The 17,482-nt window shown below is 48.9% G+C and carries 14 protein-coding genes; all 14 read left to right on the plus strand.

Annotation, left to right across the window (positions count from 1 at the left end):
- Nucleotides 1-48 precede the first annotated feature (48 nt).
- On the plus strand, nt 49-765 hold the full coding sequence (locus MUB35_RS01635) for an ABC transporter ATP-binding protein (protein WP_118743384.1): 717 nt from the start codon (nt 49-51) through the stop codon (nt 763-765).
- Complete coding sequence (locus MUB35_RS01640) at nt 762-1,478, plus strand: ABC transporter permease (RefSeq protein WP_118743385.1); 717 nt, start codon at nt 762-764, stop codon at nt 1,476-1,478. The genes MUB35_RS01635 and MUB35_RS01640 overlap by 4 nt, the downstream gene beginning before the upstream one ends.
- Before the next feature lie 3 nt (nt 1,479-1,481).
- Nucleotides 1,482-2,765, plus strand: a complete 1,284-nt coding sequence (locus MUB35_RS01645) for an MFS transporter (protein WP_118743386.1) — start codon at nt 1,482-1,484, stop codon at nt 2,763-2,765.
- Between the two features lie 20 nt (nt 2,766-2,785).
- Nucleotides 2,786-3,613, plus strand: coding sequence for an alpha/beta fold hydrolase (locus MUB35_RS01650; protein WP_118743387.1), 828 nt, complete (start codon nt 2,786-2,788; stop codon nt 3,611-3,613).
- 131 nt (nt 3,614-3,744) lie between these two features.
- Nucleotides 3,745-5,664: a sensor domain-containing diguanylate cyclase gene (locus tag MUB35_RS30615; protein ID WP_118743388.1), complete on the plus strand. Its 1,920-nt coding sequence runs from the start codon at nt 3,745-3,747 to the stop codon at nt 5,662-5,664.
- A gap of 36 nt (nt 5,665-5,700) precedes the next feature.
- Entirely contained in the window at nt 5,701-6,033 is a 333-nt protein-coding gene (locus tag MUB35_RS01660) for a nucleotide pyrophosphohydrolase (protein ID WP_033139117.1), read from the plus strand.
- A gap of 18 nt (nt 6,034-6,051) precedes the next feature.
- Nucleotides 6,052-6,879: an HAD-IIB family hydrolase gene (locus MUB35_RS01665; protein WP_054350651.1), complete on the plus strand. Its 828-nt coding sequence runs from the start codon at nt 6,052-6,054 to the stop codon at nt 6,877-6,879.
- A gap of 14 nt (nt 6,880-6,893) precedes the next feature.
- The gene (locus MUB35_RS01670) at nt 6,894-7,418 is read left to right on the plus strand and encodes a ribonuclease domain-containing protein (RefSeq protein ID WP_033139115.1); all 525 of its coding nucleotides are present in this window, start codon (nt 6,894-6,896) and stop codon (nt 7,416-7,418) included.
- Nucleotides 7,415-7,663, plus strand: a complete 249-nt coding sequence (locus tag MUB35_RS01675; protein WP_118743389.1) for a barstar family protein — start codon at nt 7,415-7,417, stop codon at nt 7,661-7,663. Before MUB35_RS01670 ends, MUB35_RS01675 begins: the two co-directional genes overlap by 4 nt.
- A gap of 21 nt (nt 7,664-7,684) precedes the next feature.
- A complete protein-coding gene (locus MUB35_RS01680; RefSeq protein WP_033139113.1) occupies nt 7,685-8,452 on the plus strand; it encodes a hypothetical protein in 768 nt (255 codons plus the stop codon).
- 352 nt (nt 8,453-8,804) lie between these two features.
- Entirely contained in the window at nt 8,805-15,335 is a 6,531-nt protein-coding gene (locus tag MUB35_RS01685) for a discoidin domain-containing protein (RefSeq protein ID WP_118743390.1), read from the plus strand.
- Nucleotides 15,336-15,375: 40 nt separating this feature from the next.
- The gene (locus tag MUB35_RS01690; RefSeq protein WP_118743391.1) at nt 15,376-16,176 is read left to right on the plus strand and encodes an LPXTG cell wall anchor domain-containing protein; all 801 of its coding nucleotides are present in this window, start codon (nt 15,376-15,378) and stop codon (nt 16,174-16,176) included.
- 132 nt (nt 16,177-16,308) lie between these two features.
- On the plus strand, nt 16,309-16,845 hold the full coding sequence (locus MUB35_RS01695) for an RNA polymerase sigma factor (protein ID WP_054350661.1): 537 nt from the start codon (nt 16,309-16,311) through the stop codon (nt 16,843-16,845).
- Nucleotides 16,832-17,473: a hypothetical protein gene (locus MUB35_RS01700; protein ID WP_244805691.1), complete on the plus strand. Its 642-nt coding sequence runs from the start codon at nt 16,832-16,834 to the stop codon at nt 17,471-17,473. Before MUB35_RS01695 ends, MUB35_RS01700 begins: the two co-directional genes overlap by 14 nt.
- Nucleotides 17,474-17,482: the final 9 nt, after the last annotated feature.

Below are 17,482 nucleotides of genomic sequence, written 5' to 3' on the forward strand. Positions count from 1 at the left end.
TTTTATCATTATACATACCTACGGTCGGTATTAAAAAGGAGAAAGATAATGTACGCAGTAATAGAAATCAGAGAAGTGTCAAAAAGCTTCCAGGGGCAGAGTGTGCTGGAGCGCTGTTCCCTGAATCTGCAAAAAGGAGAGATTTACGGTCTTCTGGGTGTCAATGGAGCAGGCAAGACCACACTGATGAAGATAACCGGAGGCTTTCAGCAGCCGGATGAAGGAGAGGCCCGGATAGACGGCAGGGACAGTTGGGAGCACAGGGAAAAGATCCAGAGCAGAATAGGTTCTCTGATCGAGACACCCATATTTTATGAACACTTGTCAGCCCGTGAGAATCTGGAGATCCATATGGCATATATGGGGCAGAACAGGGATATCACAGGCGCACTGGAACAGGTAGGGCTTTCCCGGACGGGCAGAAAGCCCGTGGCGAAATTCTCCATGGGAATGAAGCAGAGGCTGGGGATTGCAAGGGCCATGCTCCATAACCCGGACTGTCTGCTGCTGGATGAACCCATTAACGGCCTGGACCCTGTGGGGATACAGGAGGTGAGGGATATCCTGCTGGCCCTGGCAGAGAGAGGCACTGCAATCCTGATATCCAGCCATATTTTAAGCGAGATGGAACAGCTTGCACACAGAGTGGGAATCCTGGCACAGGGGAAAATCGTGGAAGAGTTCTCTCCCTCCATGATGAGAGCACAGTACGGAGAAGACTTTGAAAAGTATGTCATTGACATTATGAGGAGGAAACAGGTATGAAGCTGATCAAACTGGAATTAAAAAGAACGGATTTTAAGGGCTACCTTCTGGCAGCCGCGGGCATATCGGCCTTTTGTCTGATCATGGCCTTTGCCTTTCCCCTGATTCCCAAGATAGAAGAGAGAAGTGTGACCGGCGATGACGCGCTGCTGTTTGCCACGTGGAGAGGGCTGCTTCTTCCTGTCTCCGGTCTCATCATGTCCTGTTTTGCAGTCATGGGCGGAGCCATGGCAGCCAGAGTGGTGGTGACAGAATATACCGGAAAGAACGCACTTCTGCTGTTCTCCTATCCGGTGAAAAGAAAAGCTATTTTGAAGGCGAAATGTATTCTTATGTGGGGATTTGTCTTCACAGCGACCTTCTTATGTGAGACGGTCTCCTTCCTAGTGGTGGGAGTCGCTGCCAATCTGTTTCATTTCGTTCCCGAGACCTTTGGTATGGCGGAAATGGGAAGAGTGCTGGCAGCCGGCGCGGTTCTGGGAGTGATGGCAGCATCCATCGGGCAGATCTCCATGCGGGTCGGATTCTGGAAGAAATCACTGGTGGCGTCCGTGGTGGCTGCTGTCATTTTAATCTGCCCTGTGACGAACCTTTTTATGCTGGGGGCCGAAAGCGGGATGTGGGTCATGGTGGGAATCATGGTCATCACTCTGGCAGGCGGCATCGGATGTTACACGGGACTTGCAAATAAAATAGAAAATATGGAGGTATAAATAATGAAGAAAAACGGGTTTTCCAGAGATTTTACACTGGTAGTCATCGGGCAGATCATCTCTCTGTTCGGCAATGCGGTAGTCAGATTTGCCCTGCCGCTCCATCTGCTGAATATTTCCCAGTCCCCTGCTTTATACGGTCTGGTGTCAGCGCTGGCGTTTCTGCCGCTGCTTATCATGTCGCCGCTGGGCGGTGTGATCGCGGACCGGGTGAATAAGAGGAACATAATGGTGGTTCTGGATTTTACCACGGCGGGTATCATTCTCCTGTTTCTTCTGCTTTCCCGGCAGGTGAACCTTGTGGCTCTCATTCTTGTGACCCTGATTCTGCTGTTCAGTATATCCGGCCTCTATCAGCCGTCTGTACAGGCAAGTATGCCGTTCCTGGTGCCGGAGGAGAAGCTGGTGCAGGCAAATGCCATGATCAATACCGTGTCTTCCCTGGCCGGTCTGCTGGGACCTGTGCTGGGCGGCATTTTCTACAGTATGAAGGGGATTCATGTGGTGCTTGCGATCAGCATGGTCTGTTTTTTCCTCTCCGCTGTGATGGAGATCTTCATCAGAATCCCCTTTGTGAAAAGGGAGACAGACAGGGGCGCATTCCGCATTATCTTCGGAGACCTGAAGGAGAGTGTGCGTTTTATTGCCAAGAGCCAGAAAGTGATAGGCAAAGTTACGGTCATTATTGCGTTTGTAAACCTATTCATCTCGTCCCTGCTGATCATCGGGCTTCCGGTTCTCTGTACACAGGTGCTGGAATTTCGGGGGGCTGACCCGAATCAGATGTATGGATATCTGTCGGGGATCATGGCCTTCGGCGGCATAGCAGGGGGAATTTCTGCCGGTGTCCTTGGCAGCAGGATCAAGATCGGGGATACCTGGAAGCTCATTCTGGGGGTGGCCCTGCTCATGTTCCCTATGGGCGGAATCCTGTCTTCCGCGGTACCGGATATGGGTAAATATATGGTATTGGCAGCAGGCGCATTTCTGATGATGCTGTGTGCGACTCTGTTCACGGTGCAGACCATGTCCTTCATCCAGATAAAAACACCGGGACATTTGATCGGAAAGGTGATCTCCTGGGTCATGGCCATTGCTACCTGTTCTCAGCCTCTGGGCCAGGCCGTATACGGTGTGGTCTTTGAACAGGCCAGGGGACAGGAATGGGCGATTTTCGCAGCAGCCGGTATCGCCAGTATAATCGTCAGTCTGTATCTGAGAAAAGTATGGATTGCGGAAGAAATGCTGGACGGGGGAACAGAGGTCGTGTCCGGTGCATATAAATAAAGAAAAAAGCAGATTTCTCTATGTTCTATGTAAGATCCAATGACGGCACCAGAATTGCTGTCTATGAATGCAACAAGGGCTGTCCGAAAACCGTGTTTCTGGTTCACGGATGGCCCCTTTCACACAAGATTTATGAATATCAGATCGAACTGCTTACAAGGTGCGGGTATCATGTGGTGGCAGTTGATCTGAGAGGATTCGGCGAGTCTGACACACCGGCCTGTGGTTATGGGTATGACCAGATGGCAGCGGATATTTACCATGTGGTAAAATCCATGGGACTGAAAAAATTTATTCTCACAGGATTTTCCATGGGAGGGGCCATTGTGCTGCGCTATATGCGGCTGTTCTGCGGCTATGGCGTGGAGAAGCTGATTCTTCTGGCAGCGGCTGCACCGTCCTGGACACAGCGGGAGGGATATCCCTATGGTCTTACCAGGAAATATGTGGATAGCTTGATCTGTCTGGCTGAGACGGACAGACCGCAGCTTGCCTGTAACTTCAGCTATGAACAGCTCTTCGCTGCGCCTCACAGAGAACCGGTGAAACAATGGTTTCGGGATATAGCTCTCTCGGCATCCGGATTAGGTACTGTCAGAAGCGCAATGGCACTCAGGGATGAGGATGGGCGCTGTGACCTTCCCTGTGTCCATGTTCCCACATGGATCATCCACGGGGGAAAGGATGTGGTGGTATCCAATGACCTGGCCCGTATCCAGAAGGAGGGAATCCCCTGTTCCTGTCTGGTAACCCTTGAAAACAGCGGACACGGTATCATGTATGATGAGCTGGCCCTGTTTAACAGGATATTTTTGCGGGCAGTCAGAACCAATCCCCAGGAACGATAGAGAAACGTTCGCATGGTTTTTAACCGCATGTCAGAAATGGCATGCGGTTTGTGCGTTTATATGCTATAATAGCTAAAAAAGCGTGAGGCCGCTTCCGAGGGCGGCGTACAGTTGAGGAAAGGGGAAATTTTGTGCAGAAAATTTTTACCAGGTACATCAGCTATGTTGTCGCTGTGGCTCTTCTGGCTATTTTAGTATTGAACTGGGGGCTGCAGGGGCGAAATGCCAGGAGCCAGATGGTACAGAACTCTACGCTCAAACTGGGACAGATATCGCAGACCATTGACAATAATGAGGTGGAGCTGCTGAACCTGAAGGAGAGCCTCAGTGAGGATTATTTGACAAGAGCCTATGCTTTCGCCTATATTATAGAACAGAATCCCAGTGTACTGGACAGCCAGCAGGAACTGGAGCGGATCGCGGAGCTGCTCAATGTGGATGAGCTTCATGTGATCGATGAAAACGGGATTCTCTTTGCAGGCAGTATTCCGAAATATTTCGGCATGGACTTCCATACCACGGACCAGACAGAAGAATTTCTCAGTATTTTAGATGATCCGAGTTCCTATCTGGTGCAGGATATAAGACCGAACGGCTACGAACAGAAGGTGTTCCAGTATATCGGTGTGGCGCGCCAGGATAAGAAGGGGATCGTACAGGTGGGAATGGCGCCGACCAGGATGCTGGAGGCCCAGAAGAGAAACCAGCTCGACTACATATTCTCCAGAGTTCCTGTGGATGCAGGGGGTGTGCTTTTTGCCATAGATAAGGAGAGTGGTGAAGTGCTGGCCCATTCTGATGAGAGTATGGCCGGCAGCAGTATGAAGAATCTGGGATTGACGGAGGAAGAAATCGCAGACTGCAGAGACGGCGGATTTATCCATCAGGAGGGGAAAAAGATATTTTGTGTCAGCCTGGAGAAGGATAACCTGATACTGGTTTCAGGTGAAAATGAGAAGGAGCTTTATGAGGAACGGAATACGCAGACGATCCTTACTTTTTGTTATCTGGTTCTGGTGTATCTGGTGACCATTCTGGTCATTAACCGTCTTCTGAAGCATCAGATCGTGGACGGGATACATACCATCATGGATGATCTGCATGATATTACAGACGGTGATCTGGATACTGTGGTGAAGGTGGACAGCAATCCGGAATTCAGGCAGCTCAGCCAGGGAATCAATAAAATGGTGCAGGGAATTCTGGATGCCACGGTCAAGATCTCAAAGGTCATTGACACGCTGGACCTGCCCATAGGTGTGTTTGAATTCAATGAGGACAGCGAAAAGGTAATGGCCACAGAACGTTTCCGGCTTGTGCTTGACTGGACAGAGGAGGAGATGAACCGGGCCTGCCGGGACAGGAATATCTTCCGGGTCATGCTGGAGAAGACTCTGAGGGCAGCTTTTGACAAGAGAGGCAGTGATTTTAAGATCAGGGAAAATCCCGAGAAGTGGGTCCGTATCTTTACCACCACGGAAAACGGAAGCACTTTTGGAATCATCTCAGATGTGACGGGAGAGGTACAGGAAAAGAAACGGCTGGAGCACGAGAGGGACTACGACTCCCTTACCGGGCTATGCAATCTGGATACCTTCAGAAAAGAAGTGGAGAATATCCTTACGGGCCGTGACATTGGTGAGTGTGCCATGGTCATGATGGATCTTGACAGCTTCAAGGGGATCAATGACCATTTTGGACATGACTGGGGCGATGAATATCTGCGCGTCTGTGCAGGATTTTTGACAGAGTTCAACGGAGAAAAGGGAATCGCGGCCAGGCGTTCCGGGGATGAGTTCTGCCTCTTTCTGCATCACTATAAGACAAAGCAGGAGATTGCCAATGATATGGAGGAATTTTACAGCAGGCTGCAGCAGAACCCTGTGGTATTTCCGGATAAGAGCAGCAGAATGCTGGAGATATCTTCAGGTCTTGCCTGGTACGGCGGCGGTCTGAAGGAGTTCCAGACACTTTTAAAAGCAGCGGATTATGCCCTGTATGATGCAAAGAACAGCGGAAAGGGAATCATGAAACAGTATTCCCTGAACTGACACTAATCATAAAGAGAAAGAGAGGAGACAGACAACATGGATAAAGATACAACTGTGGCGGACTTAAAAAGCAGAGTATTCGATTTTTGCGAGGAGAGGCATTGGAACAAATCCCATAATCCTAAGGATTTGTCCATCGGTATTTCCACAGAGGCCAATGAACTGATGGATTTGTTCCGTTTCAAGTCAAATGACCAGATGAAAGAAATGATGAAAGATAAGAAGAAGAGGGAGCGCATAGGGGAGGAGCTGGCAGATACCCTGATTTTTTCCTTGCGTTTTGCCCAGATGTATGCGTTTGACATTGACGATATCATCCGTGATAAGATGGTGAAAAATGCGGTGAAATATCCTAAGCCTGAGAAATAACGGCGGGAAGGAGTACGGATGGAGATCAGATGTATTGCCCTTGATCTGGACAGGACGACCCTGGACGGGGACGGATATCTGCCGGAGGAAAACAGAAAGGCCCTGGAGGAAGTTATGGAAAAGGGCGTGCAGGTAGTGGTGGCCAGCGGAAGGGCCCTTTCCACGCTGCCGGCGGCGATCAGGGAGATGGAAGGGATACGGTATGCCATTACATCAAACGGAGCCGCAGTATATGAACTCCACACAGGAAAATGCCTGAAACAATATAAGATGACAGAGGAGTCAGTGCGCCGCATTTTGACGCTCACAAGGAATTTTCCTGTGACCTATGAAGCATTTGTGGATGGCGAGGCTTATGCACCCAGGGCTTATGTGGAAAGACCTGTGCAATTCGGCGCCAGTGTCCGGGCCATTCCTTATATCCAGGGAACCAGAAGGCCGGTGGAGGATATTCGGGCATTTATCTGTGACCATGCCTCTGTACTGGACGGCATGGACGTCATAACAGGGGACCGGGAGCTGAAGACCAGGCTGTGGCAGCTTCTGAACGCGGAGGTCCGGGATGTGTATATCACTTCTTCGGTGGCACAGCTTTTGGAAATTTCTTATAAAGATGCAGGGAAACATACAGGGGCAGCCTTTCTTCTGGACTATCTCGGACTGTGCAGGGAGGAGCTTGCGGCTTTCGGGGATGGAGATAACGATGCGGAACTTCTGGCGTTTGCGGGAATTGGGATCGCGATGGAGAATGCATCCGTAAAATGTAAGGAATCTGCAGACTGTATCACCCTGTCCAATGAGGCGTGCGGGGTTGCCCACGGCATCAGGAACATACTGAAATTATAAGAGAGGCAAAAAATATGATTCAAAATTGGAAACACAAGTTCAGATATATTGGCGGCATTCTGATACTGCTGCTCTGCCTGCTCACCGGATGCACCGGAACTGCGGACGGCACGGCAGGCCGGACAGAACAGGATTCTGCCCGGACAGTGCAGCAGGAGGAACAGGATGCAGAGGCATCGGCGCTGGAGGAATCGGGAACTTATACCTCGAAAGAGGATGTGGCGGCTTATATCCACCGGTTTGGCCATCTTCCGGATAATTTTATTACCAAGAAGGAAGCCAAGAACGCCGGATGGGTCAGCAGTAAGGGGAACCTGTCTGAAGCCGCCCCGGGCAAGAGCATCGGCGGAGACAGATTCGGCAACTATGAGGGAATCCTGCCGGAAAAAGAGGGACGGCAGTATTATGAATGTGACATTGACAGCGATGGAGGCTATCGAGGGGCAAAGCGGATCGTCTATTCCGATGACGGTCTTGTGTATTACACGGAGGACCACTACGAAACCTTTGAGCTTTTGTATGGAGAGGAGAATCCATGAGGATAGTCCTGGACGCGTTATGTATGGAAGAGAAGGAGACAGCACATACATATCTGAAAGAAAAACTGCGGCTGCCGGATTATTATGGGGGCAATCTGGACGCGTTGTACGACTGTCTTACAGATGAGGAAGAGATGGAGATAGAGGTGAAGAACAGAGAGCAGGCGGGGAAATATTTTCTGCGGATATGGAACGTTCTGCTGGAAGCCGCCGAAGAAAATGAAGGTCTTCAGTTGATTGGCTAGTAAAAACACAGGAGAAAGAGTATGGGTAAAATGCAGAAAGACAGCAAAAAAGCATCTAAGAAATGGATATGGATTCTTCTGGCAGTTATAGCCGTAATATTGGCAGCAGCAGTTGTGATCTTCATGAAGGGCAGAACAGAGAAAGAAGTATTTTCCGTTGACGGACAGCCGGTCTACAGGGAAGAAGTGGCATGTATCGTCAATAAGATCAAATTATACCAGAGAGAAAAAACAGCAGAGAAGGCCGGAATTGATGTGTCAGAATTTACCTGGGAGACAGAGGCCGATGGAAAGACGGGATATGAATACCTGGCTGATGCAGTGGTGGAGGAGCTTAAAGAAATTAAGACCATGCAGAAAGAGGCCATGGACAACGGCCTTGCAGATGCGATTGATTATCCGTCCCTGATGAAGGCAATGGAAAAAGAAAACAAGGACAGGGGAGAGAAAAAGGGGAACAATGAAACCGTATTCGGAGTGACCCGGTACACGGCGGACCAGTTCTATGATTACTTCAACGAAAATCTGTCCCTTCAGAATAAACGGGAGCTGACCAATAAAGATGTACTTACCGCATCCGATGAGGAGGCAAGGGCTGTTTATGATGCAGACCCGGAATACTTTGACAATGAGGATTATGAGAATGTAAAGACATCTGCCCAAAATCTTGTGTTAGAGAACAAGTATCAGGAGCATTTAAAAGAAATGGCGGAAGGGGCCAAAGTAGAGATACCGGATGAACAGGCACTGTTACAGGCTGTGAAGGACGCACTGGAAGGAAAATCGTAAAACAAAGGTGATCAATCACTGTGCATATACTGCGCTGACCGTAAGAAAACATTTAGCAGATAGATAAAAAGAGAGCTGTTTACACAGAAAGCTGGAAGTGTGAACAGCTCTTTTTTACCGGGAAAATGCCCCTAGTTTGTTTTATCTGTCATTTTTTTTGTATTATTAGTTTGCGATAAAATATAAATGGTCGAAAATGACGAAAAATAAGTAGAAATCGTAAAAATTTATGTATATATGTGGACTATAATAGAAGACACGGCAATGCAACACCTGTCAAAATGACGGAAGCGGATCAGCGCAGCGTGTTGAAGCTCATTGCGTAAATATTCTTTTGGAAGGAGAGCAATGTATGAAATCATGGAAGCGATGGAACAGGGCGTTTGGTGTTACTCTGGCGACGGCTCTTGTCTGTACTTCAGTTAATTTCCCGGTTTATGTGCAGGCAGCCACAGATAACCAGGGAAGTATACCTGAAGCAGCCACGGAGAGTATCCCGGAAGTATCCGGCACGGTCTACCATGTGGACAGCGAGAACGGCAGTGATGAGAATGGGGATGGATCGATCAGTAATCCGTTCAAAACCTTGGATAAGGTGAACACCATTGAATTACAGCCGGGAGACGGCATCAGCCTGAAGAAAGGCAGCATTTTTGACAACCAGCAGCTTGCACCGAAAGGCACCGGAACGGAGGAGAAACCCATTGTAATTGATACATATGGTGAGGGAAACATGCCTGTGATCAACGCAGGAGGATTCAGAAGAACCGGTGAAAAAAATGACGACGGCACACCTGAATATGCAGGCTACAAAGAAGCAGTCCTGATTCAGAACATGGAGTATACCTATGTGACTGGTCTGGAAGTTACAAATGACGACGCATTTAACGAGACAAGTGAAGCAAATGACCAGAACAACCTGAACTCCGGAAGTGATGATGTGATCCCGAGACGTCTCGGTATCCATGTTACCATTGACGAGAGAGAGACGGTTAACAAAACTCTGGAGGGTGACAGAGAATACAACACAGTTGTCATCGACGGCTGTTATGTACATGATGTGGACGGAAATGAGAACCGCGGTGTGAACAAAGTAGACGGCGGTATCGGCGTTGAGGTTATCTTCAGCTCAAAAGCAGGGGTATATCCTTACTTCAACGGCGTGACCATCCAGAACAACAGAATTGACCAGTGTGACCGTACAGGAATCAAGGCAATCCGCCTTTCTGACCTGGACAACTTCAGAAACAACACACCGGGTACTGACAATTATGACCCGAATAATGATGCGGATTATAATGGGGCCAATGATGGTGTGCGCCATGACAATATCCGTTATAAAGACCAGGCACAGAGAGGCCTTCATATTGTAGGAAACTATCTGAGCGATATCGGCGGTGACGGTATCCTTGTCTGCGAATCACAGGGCGCTTTGGTAGAGCACAATGTGGTGAACGGACAGGCCATGCGTGCGAAAGGCGCCAATGCAGGTATCTGGGCATGGAACTCTTTTGATACCTTATTCCGCTATAATGAGAGCTTTGACGGTCCTGCTTATAACCAGGATGGCTGCTCTTACGACAGTGATTACTGGTGTGCAGGTACTACCTTTGAGTACAACTACAGCCACGATACACCTATGGGCTTTATGCTTATGATGGGCAATAACAATACAGATATTATCCGTTATAATGTGAGCCAGAATGACGGCCTTGCATGGCGCCACGGGGCAGGAAATACCAGTTCAGAGAGCTACATTTATAATAATGTATTTTATTATGATGGTGCGGACTGGGTATTCAACCACAGCAACGGCGGCGGTTCTGCATTAGGTGATGCATACAACTGGTGTATGTATAACAACATTTACTATAACTACAATACAGAAGTTCCCAGTAAATGGGGCAGCGCTGAGACAACGGCTGAGAGCTGGAACAACTCTTACCTGAAACAGGCAGGAAACCTGGTATATGAAGCCAGCGGCATCCATGACCCGGGTGAGATTCCCAATGCCATCCAGGCAGATCCGCTCTTTGAAAATCCGGGCGGCGGCGAGAGTGCCACGATCAGTGAAGACGGAATGACAGCCACCTCCAACTGGGAATCTTTGAAGGCTTACGCCCTGAAAGAAGGTTCTGCAGCAATCGGTAATGGTGTGTATGTCAATGTCGTTCCTGCATCCAGTCCGGAAAATAAAGGACTCTGGGACTACACTTCAGACAGAAATGCCAAGACAGATTTCTTCGGCAATGCTCTTTACGACGGAGCACCTGATATCGGTATTATGGAGATGACAGGTGTGAAAGGTGCAGAATTTGCACTGGAGAGCAACGCGGCTTATAAAGTATACGATCCGGAATGCGGAGAATATCTTGCAAGCGGAGAAAACAGTCTGGAAGTAAATGCATCCGGAAGCCAGTTCGTAATGGAGAATGCAGGCGACGGATACAAAGTGAAAATCTGGGATACAGAGAACAATGCTTATCTGTACCTGAATGACGACGGCGACAGCGCGGTTCTGTCAGAGAAAGACACAACTGTATGGTCAGCCGTTGATATGAAGAACGGACTTCATCAGCTCAAATCAGGAGACAAATTCCTTGTCTGCAATAATGACGGAACGCTTTCTCTTGGCACAGCAGGTACTGACTGGCAGTTTGTCCTTCAGGAGCACTCCAAGTCCTATAATGTGGGCGGAGATGTCATCGACGGATTCAGCGCAGACCAAGCTTATGATGAAAATAAGAAATTATCCGGCTATGTTGGTGAGTACAGCAAGCTGACAGGAAGCGGCAGCGGTGTATACGCAACAGGTGTTACTGCCGACACGATTGAGTACAAGATTTATGCATCAGACGCTGCCCACAATCTGAAACTCTATGTTTCTGAGATGGAAAACGCTGCCGGACGTACATTTGACGTTCTGGTAAACGGTGAGGTGGCAAAAGAGAGATATACCTTAACAGGTGATACAGATGTGATTGAAATCGGTTCTGTATATCCGGCAGGTGGTGTCATTACTGTAAAACTGCAGAGTGCATACAGTGAGGAAGCCGGAACAATGACCAATCCGATTCTGAATGGTATTGCAGCAGACATGGCTGTTATGTCAGAAGTGAATATGAGACTGGATGCCGGTAATTCCGACACATCCAATATGGGCAACCATGACGGCCTGTTCGAGGATGCGGAATTTGAAGTTACAGGAAGCGGATGGTACGCAAACGGTGATACAGCCACTGAGGAGATCAACAGTTCTCTCGGCGGACAGAAACCGGTGCCGGATGCAGGCCTGGGAACCGCGCTGAAGAGCGGACGCGCAGGTGAGGACTTTGGCTATAAGTTCAAAGTTGCACCGGGACTTTACAGAGTGAAACTGTACTTCAATGACACAAGCGCAGATGATTTTACACCGGGAACATTTGATGTGAGTGTAAACGGTTCTGTAGTGGAAGAAGGATTTGCCATTCCGGAACAGAACAAAGCTTACGATATCACAGTTACCGCAGAGGCAAAAGACGGTCTGATCGATATCGGACTGAAAGCCACAGAGGGCAAAGCGATTGTCAATGCAGTTCTTGTTGAGCCTTATCAGGAGATCACAGGTGAGAATCTAGCACTGAATAAGACAACAGATACAAGCGGACAGGAAGCAGAGTCCATGGCAGCAAAATACGCAGTTGACGGCAGCCAGTCCACACGTTACAGCAGCGGTATGGGACAGAACCAGTGGATATCCGTAGATCTGGATAAGAAATACATGGTAGACACTGTAGCAGTTGACTGGACACCGGGTGCCTACGCTGCAGATTATGAAGTGCAGGTATCTGCAGACGGAGAGACATGGAATACTGTTAAAACGGTTAACAGTGCATATCCGGGACTTAACCTGGTTAAATTCGAGCCAGCCGAGGCACAGTTCGTAGCAATTGTTTCTATTAACAATGCAAACGAATGGGGAATGTCCATGACAGAACTGGGCGTATACGGTGAGGAGATCACAGGCAGCCCGGCAGCAACTGTCAATACTGAGGATAAAGGAAACCATAATTATCAGGTAAATGTAGGTCTTGAGAATATCTACAACAAGTACAGAAACACAGTTGTGGAGTATACCTATGACCCGTCTCAGATCACCTTGAACACAGACAGCGCAGCAGCAAATGAAGACGCACTTCTGAAGACTGTAGAGCCGACTGTGACAGATAATGAAGACGGAACACAGACCGTGCGTTTCACCTATGGAATCAAGAAACAGGATGCATTCAAGAAGACTGCGGAACTTATGAATGTAACCTTTACGGCAGAAGAGGGAGCAACAAGGAAACCGGTAACTGTCAATGTATCCTTCAGCAACGCAGAGGGACATGTGACGAATCTGGAAAAAGTGATCACCTATGTACCGAATAACTTTACATATGAAGATTTAGGCGCTTTGATTCAGGATGCAGAAGCACAGATGAATGCAGCAGTGGTAGGACCGAAACCGGGCGAATACACCCAGGAAGCAGTCGATACCTTCAAAGCTGCTGTTGACGAAGCAAAAGCAGTTCCGGAAGGAAAAGACGCGGCAGAATACGAAGCCGCATATGTAAAACTGGAAGCAGCGATGAAGGCCTTCACCGAGGCAGTCAATGTGGCCCAGTACAACACTTATTATGAAGATTTTGCAGCAGCAGAGGAGATGAACTTTGATCTCAGCAATGCGTCCGGACAGCTTACGCAGGACGGCCTGTTATTATCTGTAAATGCAGGCGGAATCGCTAAGGACATGAACGCTGCAGCAATCAGCCAGGGTGTTTTCCGCATCCGCTTCAGCACAGACAGCGTGGAAGATCAGACACTGTTTACCGTTGGTAACGGAATCATGTTCGGATATGATGCAGGCGGCGGAAACTGGTTCTACGATAAGACGGCAGACGGAGGCTGGGGCAACTTTACTTACGGCTATGAGCTGACAGCTAACGAAGAGCATGAGATTATCTTTAAGTTTATGCCGAGTGCCGGCAGGGCAGCAGGGGCATATGACCTGACCTTATGGTATGACGGAACAGAACTCGGTCATGCAGAGGGTGTTCCTTACAGTACAGAACCGGGCCAGTATACACTGCAGACCAGAAGGACCGCTCACAATATTACAGTAAAAGAAGTATACTACGGTGATGAGGTTCCGACACACACCGTAACAGTAACCGCCGGCGAAAACGGAACTGTCAGCCAGACAGGCGACGTATCTGTTTACAGCGAGACGAACAAAACATTTGTAATCAAACCGGATAAAGGCTATACTGTAGATACCGTAATGCTTGACGGTGCACCGGCAGTAGTCGAGAACAACAGAGTAACTCTTGAATATGTGATCGAAGACCATACACTGGACGTTACCTTCAAGAAGATCGAGACCTCCAGTCTGGAAGCACTCATCAATGAGATGAAGGAAATAACGGCTGACGGTTATACACCGGAAAGCTATCAGAAATTCCAGGATGCAATCGCGGCAGCGGAAGCTGTTATGGAAAATGCAACATCCCAGAAGGAGATCACCGATGCGATCGTAGCCCTGGGCAATGCAAAAGATGTTCTGGTTAAGATCCAGTTGGAAAGCATCACAGTCGATACAGAGAATGCCAAGAAGGAATATCTGTTAGGCGAAGAATTCAGCGCAGAAGGAATTCAGGTATTTGCTGTATACAATGACGGCAGCACCACAGAGCTGAGCACAGACGATTACACAATTACCGGATTTGATTCCAGTGTGATCGGACCAAAGGAGATCACAGTTACCTATACCGAAGGTGAGCTTGAGAAGACAGCAGTATTTACCGTACAGGTTAAGCTGACTGTAGATACTACAAGTCTGGAATTGGCCATCACAATGGCTGAAAAACTGGCAGACGGAAGCCAGTCCTTCTCACCGGAGAGCTGGGCAGCCGTGGAAGAGGCTCTGAACGAAGCAAACGCGCTTCTGACAACTCTTGAAACAACACAGGGACAGGTAGACGATGCGTTTACAAAACTCATCAATGCCATTGTTGACCTGAAACCGGGCGTACAGAAATACGGTCTGGAAGCGGCAATCGCGGGAGCAGAGGCAATCCTCGCAGATCCTGTGACAGAAGAACGCTATACGGAAGGCAGTGTGCAGGCAGTCAAAGATGCATTAGAGGCAGCCAAGACTGTATATGATACCGTGTACGGCGAAGATGAAGTAGAAGAAGGACAGAAAGCTGTCAATGAGGCAACCACAAACCTGCTTACTGCAGTATCCCAGATGTTAGATAAGGATTTTGCCCGTCTGCACGCGATCATTGCACAGGCAGAAGCAATCCTTCAGGATGCCGACAAGTACACAAGTGAGTCCGTGGAGAACCTTAAGACTGTACTAAGTGCAGCCAAAGAGACAGCAGCCAACACGGAACTGACAGGCCAGGAAGCAAGAGACGCCTATGCAGCTCTGGCAGAAGCCATTACAGGCCTTACATTCAAGGGAAATAAGGCGGAACTGGAATCTGTTATGGCAAAAGCACAGGAGATCCTGGATAATTCGGGCAGATATCTGGCAGCCAGCATTGACGGTCTGAAGGAAGCTCTTGACAGCGCAAAGGTAATTTACGACAAACCGGATGCAGTTCAGGATGAGATCAATGCAGCGATTGCTGCACTTGTGAAAGAATGTGAAGAAGTAAGGCTTCTGGGTGATGTGGACCTGAACGGCGTTGTGAATGCAGCCGACAGTGCACTGCTGCTGAAATACAGTGTAGGTCTCACAGAGCTGACAGAGGAGCAGATCCTGATCGGTGATGTGAATGTTGACAACCAGACCAACACAACTGACGCAACCAAGATCCTGCAGATGGCAGCAGAGAAGATCACCACATTTTAAATATCAGAGGAAAATCTAGGAGAACAGGCAGGTAACCTATATGAAAAAGAGAACCGGAAAAATTGCAATGTTATGTATGAGTGCACTTCTGTTTGTACAGGCAATGCCTGTCTGGGCCGCAGGTGAAACAGAAATAGCATTAAACCCAGGTAAGGCCCAGGAGGGCGGTCAGGTTCAGGTGGCCTGTGAGATCACGGACGGCCGGGAAGTGACCAATGGAAAGATCCGTATCCATTACGATGCATCTAAACTTACCCTCACTGCGGACAGCGCCGGAGGGGCGCTGTCCGGGGCCCTGTGTGAAGTCAACGACTGTCTGACAGGCAACAGGGAGGAAGGCGAGATTGTAGCGGCCTTTGCCTCATCATCACCACTTACGGAGGATGGCAGCCTGCTCGATATGACGTTCCAGCTTGCAGACGGTGTAAAAGCCGGCGATACAGCGGACATTCAGGTGGATATTGAGGAACTGGCAGGTGACAGCGGCGACATCGGTCACAATGAGACCCATTCAGCAGCTATCACAGTGGAAGCAAAGGGTGAGAATCCTAATCCGGGCGGAGACGACAAGGATCCGAACGGGGATGACAACAAAAAACCAGACGGAGATGACAATAAGACTCCGGGCGGCGACAAAAATGATGGCACGGATGGCGATGGTAATAAAGGAACCACACCAACCCCGACACCGGCCAAGAACAAGAAGTCCGGAACCACCACAACTTCAAAATCAGCAAAGACAGGCGATGATACGAATATGGTATTCCCGCTTCTCGGCGCCGGCGCAGCAGTGGCAGTGATCGCTGCAGTCACAGCTGCGAAAAAGAAAAAAGAATCATAACTGTAAGGGTAATGCCGGTCTGTATGAGAAATCATGCAGACCGGTTTTTTTGGTTATAATTAAAAATATGAAATCATTTTCCATATCCCGATACGTTATATAGAGTAGGGGACGCCCTGTAGGAGGAGTATCTTGACGCGTGAAGACAAACTGATAGAAAAACTGGAAAATGGAGATATGAGCGCCCTGGATGAGCTGATATCCCTGTATTACACAGACATTCTGCGGTACTGTATCTGCCACACAGCGGACAGGCAGACCGCGGAGGATGCCGTGCAGGAGACATTTCTGAAGACCGTGCGGTATCTGGACAGGTATATACACAAGGGGAAATTCCGCGCTTTTTTATACCAGGTGGCAGCGAATACGTGTGTGGACATGTGGAGAAAGAAACATCAGGAGGAGCAGATACCGGACACTCTGGAATGCCTGGAGCGGGGATTTCAAAGGGCTGAGACGGAGACAGACTTCATGCTGCTGGTCAGGGAACTTCCGGCAGAACAAAGGGAGATCATCTACCTGCGGTTTGCCCATGACCTGACGTTAAGGGAAATCGGGCAGATTTTGAACCAGCCGCTGAGGACAGTCCAGTCCAGGCTGCGGGCAGCACTGAAAACCATAAAAAAGGATTTGGAGAGAGGGGGGATTTCATCATATGAAGAAATCTGAGATAGAAAGCGGCCTCAGGAAGTGTTTTTCGGAGAATACCGTGCCGGATGCGGTCAGGGGAGGAAGAGAGAACCTGATTCTGGCAGCCAGGCAGACATACCGCACCGCTGTAAGAGAAAAAAGGATTTCCTTTTGGCAGTTTGTGTTATATCAGATCAAATTTACAGGCCGGAGTATATGGGGAACGCAGATCGCTGTGCTGGCAGCTATCTATCTGACACTCTATATTACTGTCAATGGGGATTTTGCTTACCTGTGGAACAGACGCCTTCCCGTGCTTTTATGTTTCAGCAGTGTGTTTCTTCTGTTGCCGGCCCTGCCCGCAATTGCAAGGTCTCTGCGTTATGGAATGGCAGAGCTGGAGCAGGCGTCCAGGTTTTCCTCGATCCATCTGCTGACTGCCCGGCTGGTGATCATCAGTGCCGGGGATATCCTGATGCTGGCTGTGCTGACTGCAGGCATTGTACTGGGAATGGGCCAGAGCCTGGGGGCCGTAGTCTTATACCTGCTGGTGCCCTTTTTTTTACTGGGCAGTATCTATATTACCATAGCTCTGCACGTGGATGTACAGCATGTACTTAAAATCTGTCTGGCTGTGGGAATGGGGGCAGCAGAAGTGCTGTTGTGAGGAGGAGTA

The organism is Blautia sp. NSJ-175 (assembly GCF_022867815.1).
Classification (GTDB): Bacteria; Bacillota; Clostridia; order Lachnospirales; family Lachnospiraceae; genus Blautia; species Blautia celeris.

Bases quoted from the DNA above. Each gene is read 5' to 3' on its own strand.
- MUB35_RS01635 (WP_118743384.1), top strand. From the start codon at position 49: ATGTACGCAGTAATAGAAATCAGAGAAGTGTCAAAAAGCTTCCAGGGG.
- MUB35_RS01640 (WP_118743385.1), top strand. From the start codon at position 762: ATGAAGCTGATCAAACTGGAATTAAAAAGAACGGATTTTAAGGGCTAC.
- MUB35_RS01645 (WP_118743386.1), top strand. From the start codon at position 1,482: ATGAAGAAAAACGGGTTTTCCAGAGATTTTACACTGGTAGTCATCGGG.
- MUB35_RS01650 (WP_118743387.1), top strand. From the start codon at position 2,786: ATGTTCTATGTAAGATCCAATGACGGCACCAGAATTGCTGTCTATGAA.
- MUB35_RS01660 (WP_033139117.1), top strand. From the start codon at position 5,701: ATGGATAAAGATACAACTGTGGCGGACTTAAAAAGCAGAGTATTCGAT.
- MUB35_RS01665 (WP_054350651.1), top strand. From the start codon at position 6,052: ATGGAGATCAGATGTATTGCCCTTGATCTGGACAGGACGACCCTGGAC.
- MUB35_RS01670 (WP_033139115.1), top strand. From the start codon at position 6,894: ATGATTCAAAATTGGAAACACAAGTTCAGATATATTGGCGGCATTCTG.
- MUB35_RS01675 (WP_118743389.1), top strand. From the start codon at position 7,415: ATGAGGATAGTCCTGGACGCGTTATGTATGGAAGAGAAGGAGACAGCA.
- MUB35_RS01680 (WP_033139113.1), top strand. From the start codon at position 7,685: ATGGGTAAAATGCAGAAAGACAGCAAAAAAGCATCTAAGAAATGGATA.
- MUB35_RS01685 (WP_118743390.1), top strand. From the start codon at position 8,805: ATGAAATCATGGAAGCGATGGAACAGGGCGTTTGGTGTTACTCTGGCG.
- MUB35_RS01690 (WP_118743391.1), top strand. From the start codon at position 15,376: ATGAAAAAGAGAACCGGAAAAATTGCAATGTTATGTATGAGTGCACTT.
- MUB35_RS01700 (WP_244805691.1), top strand. From the start codon at position 16,832: ATGAAGAAATCTGAGATAGAAAGCGGCCTCAGGAAGTGTTTTTCGGAG.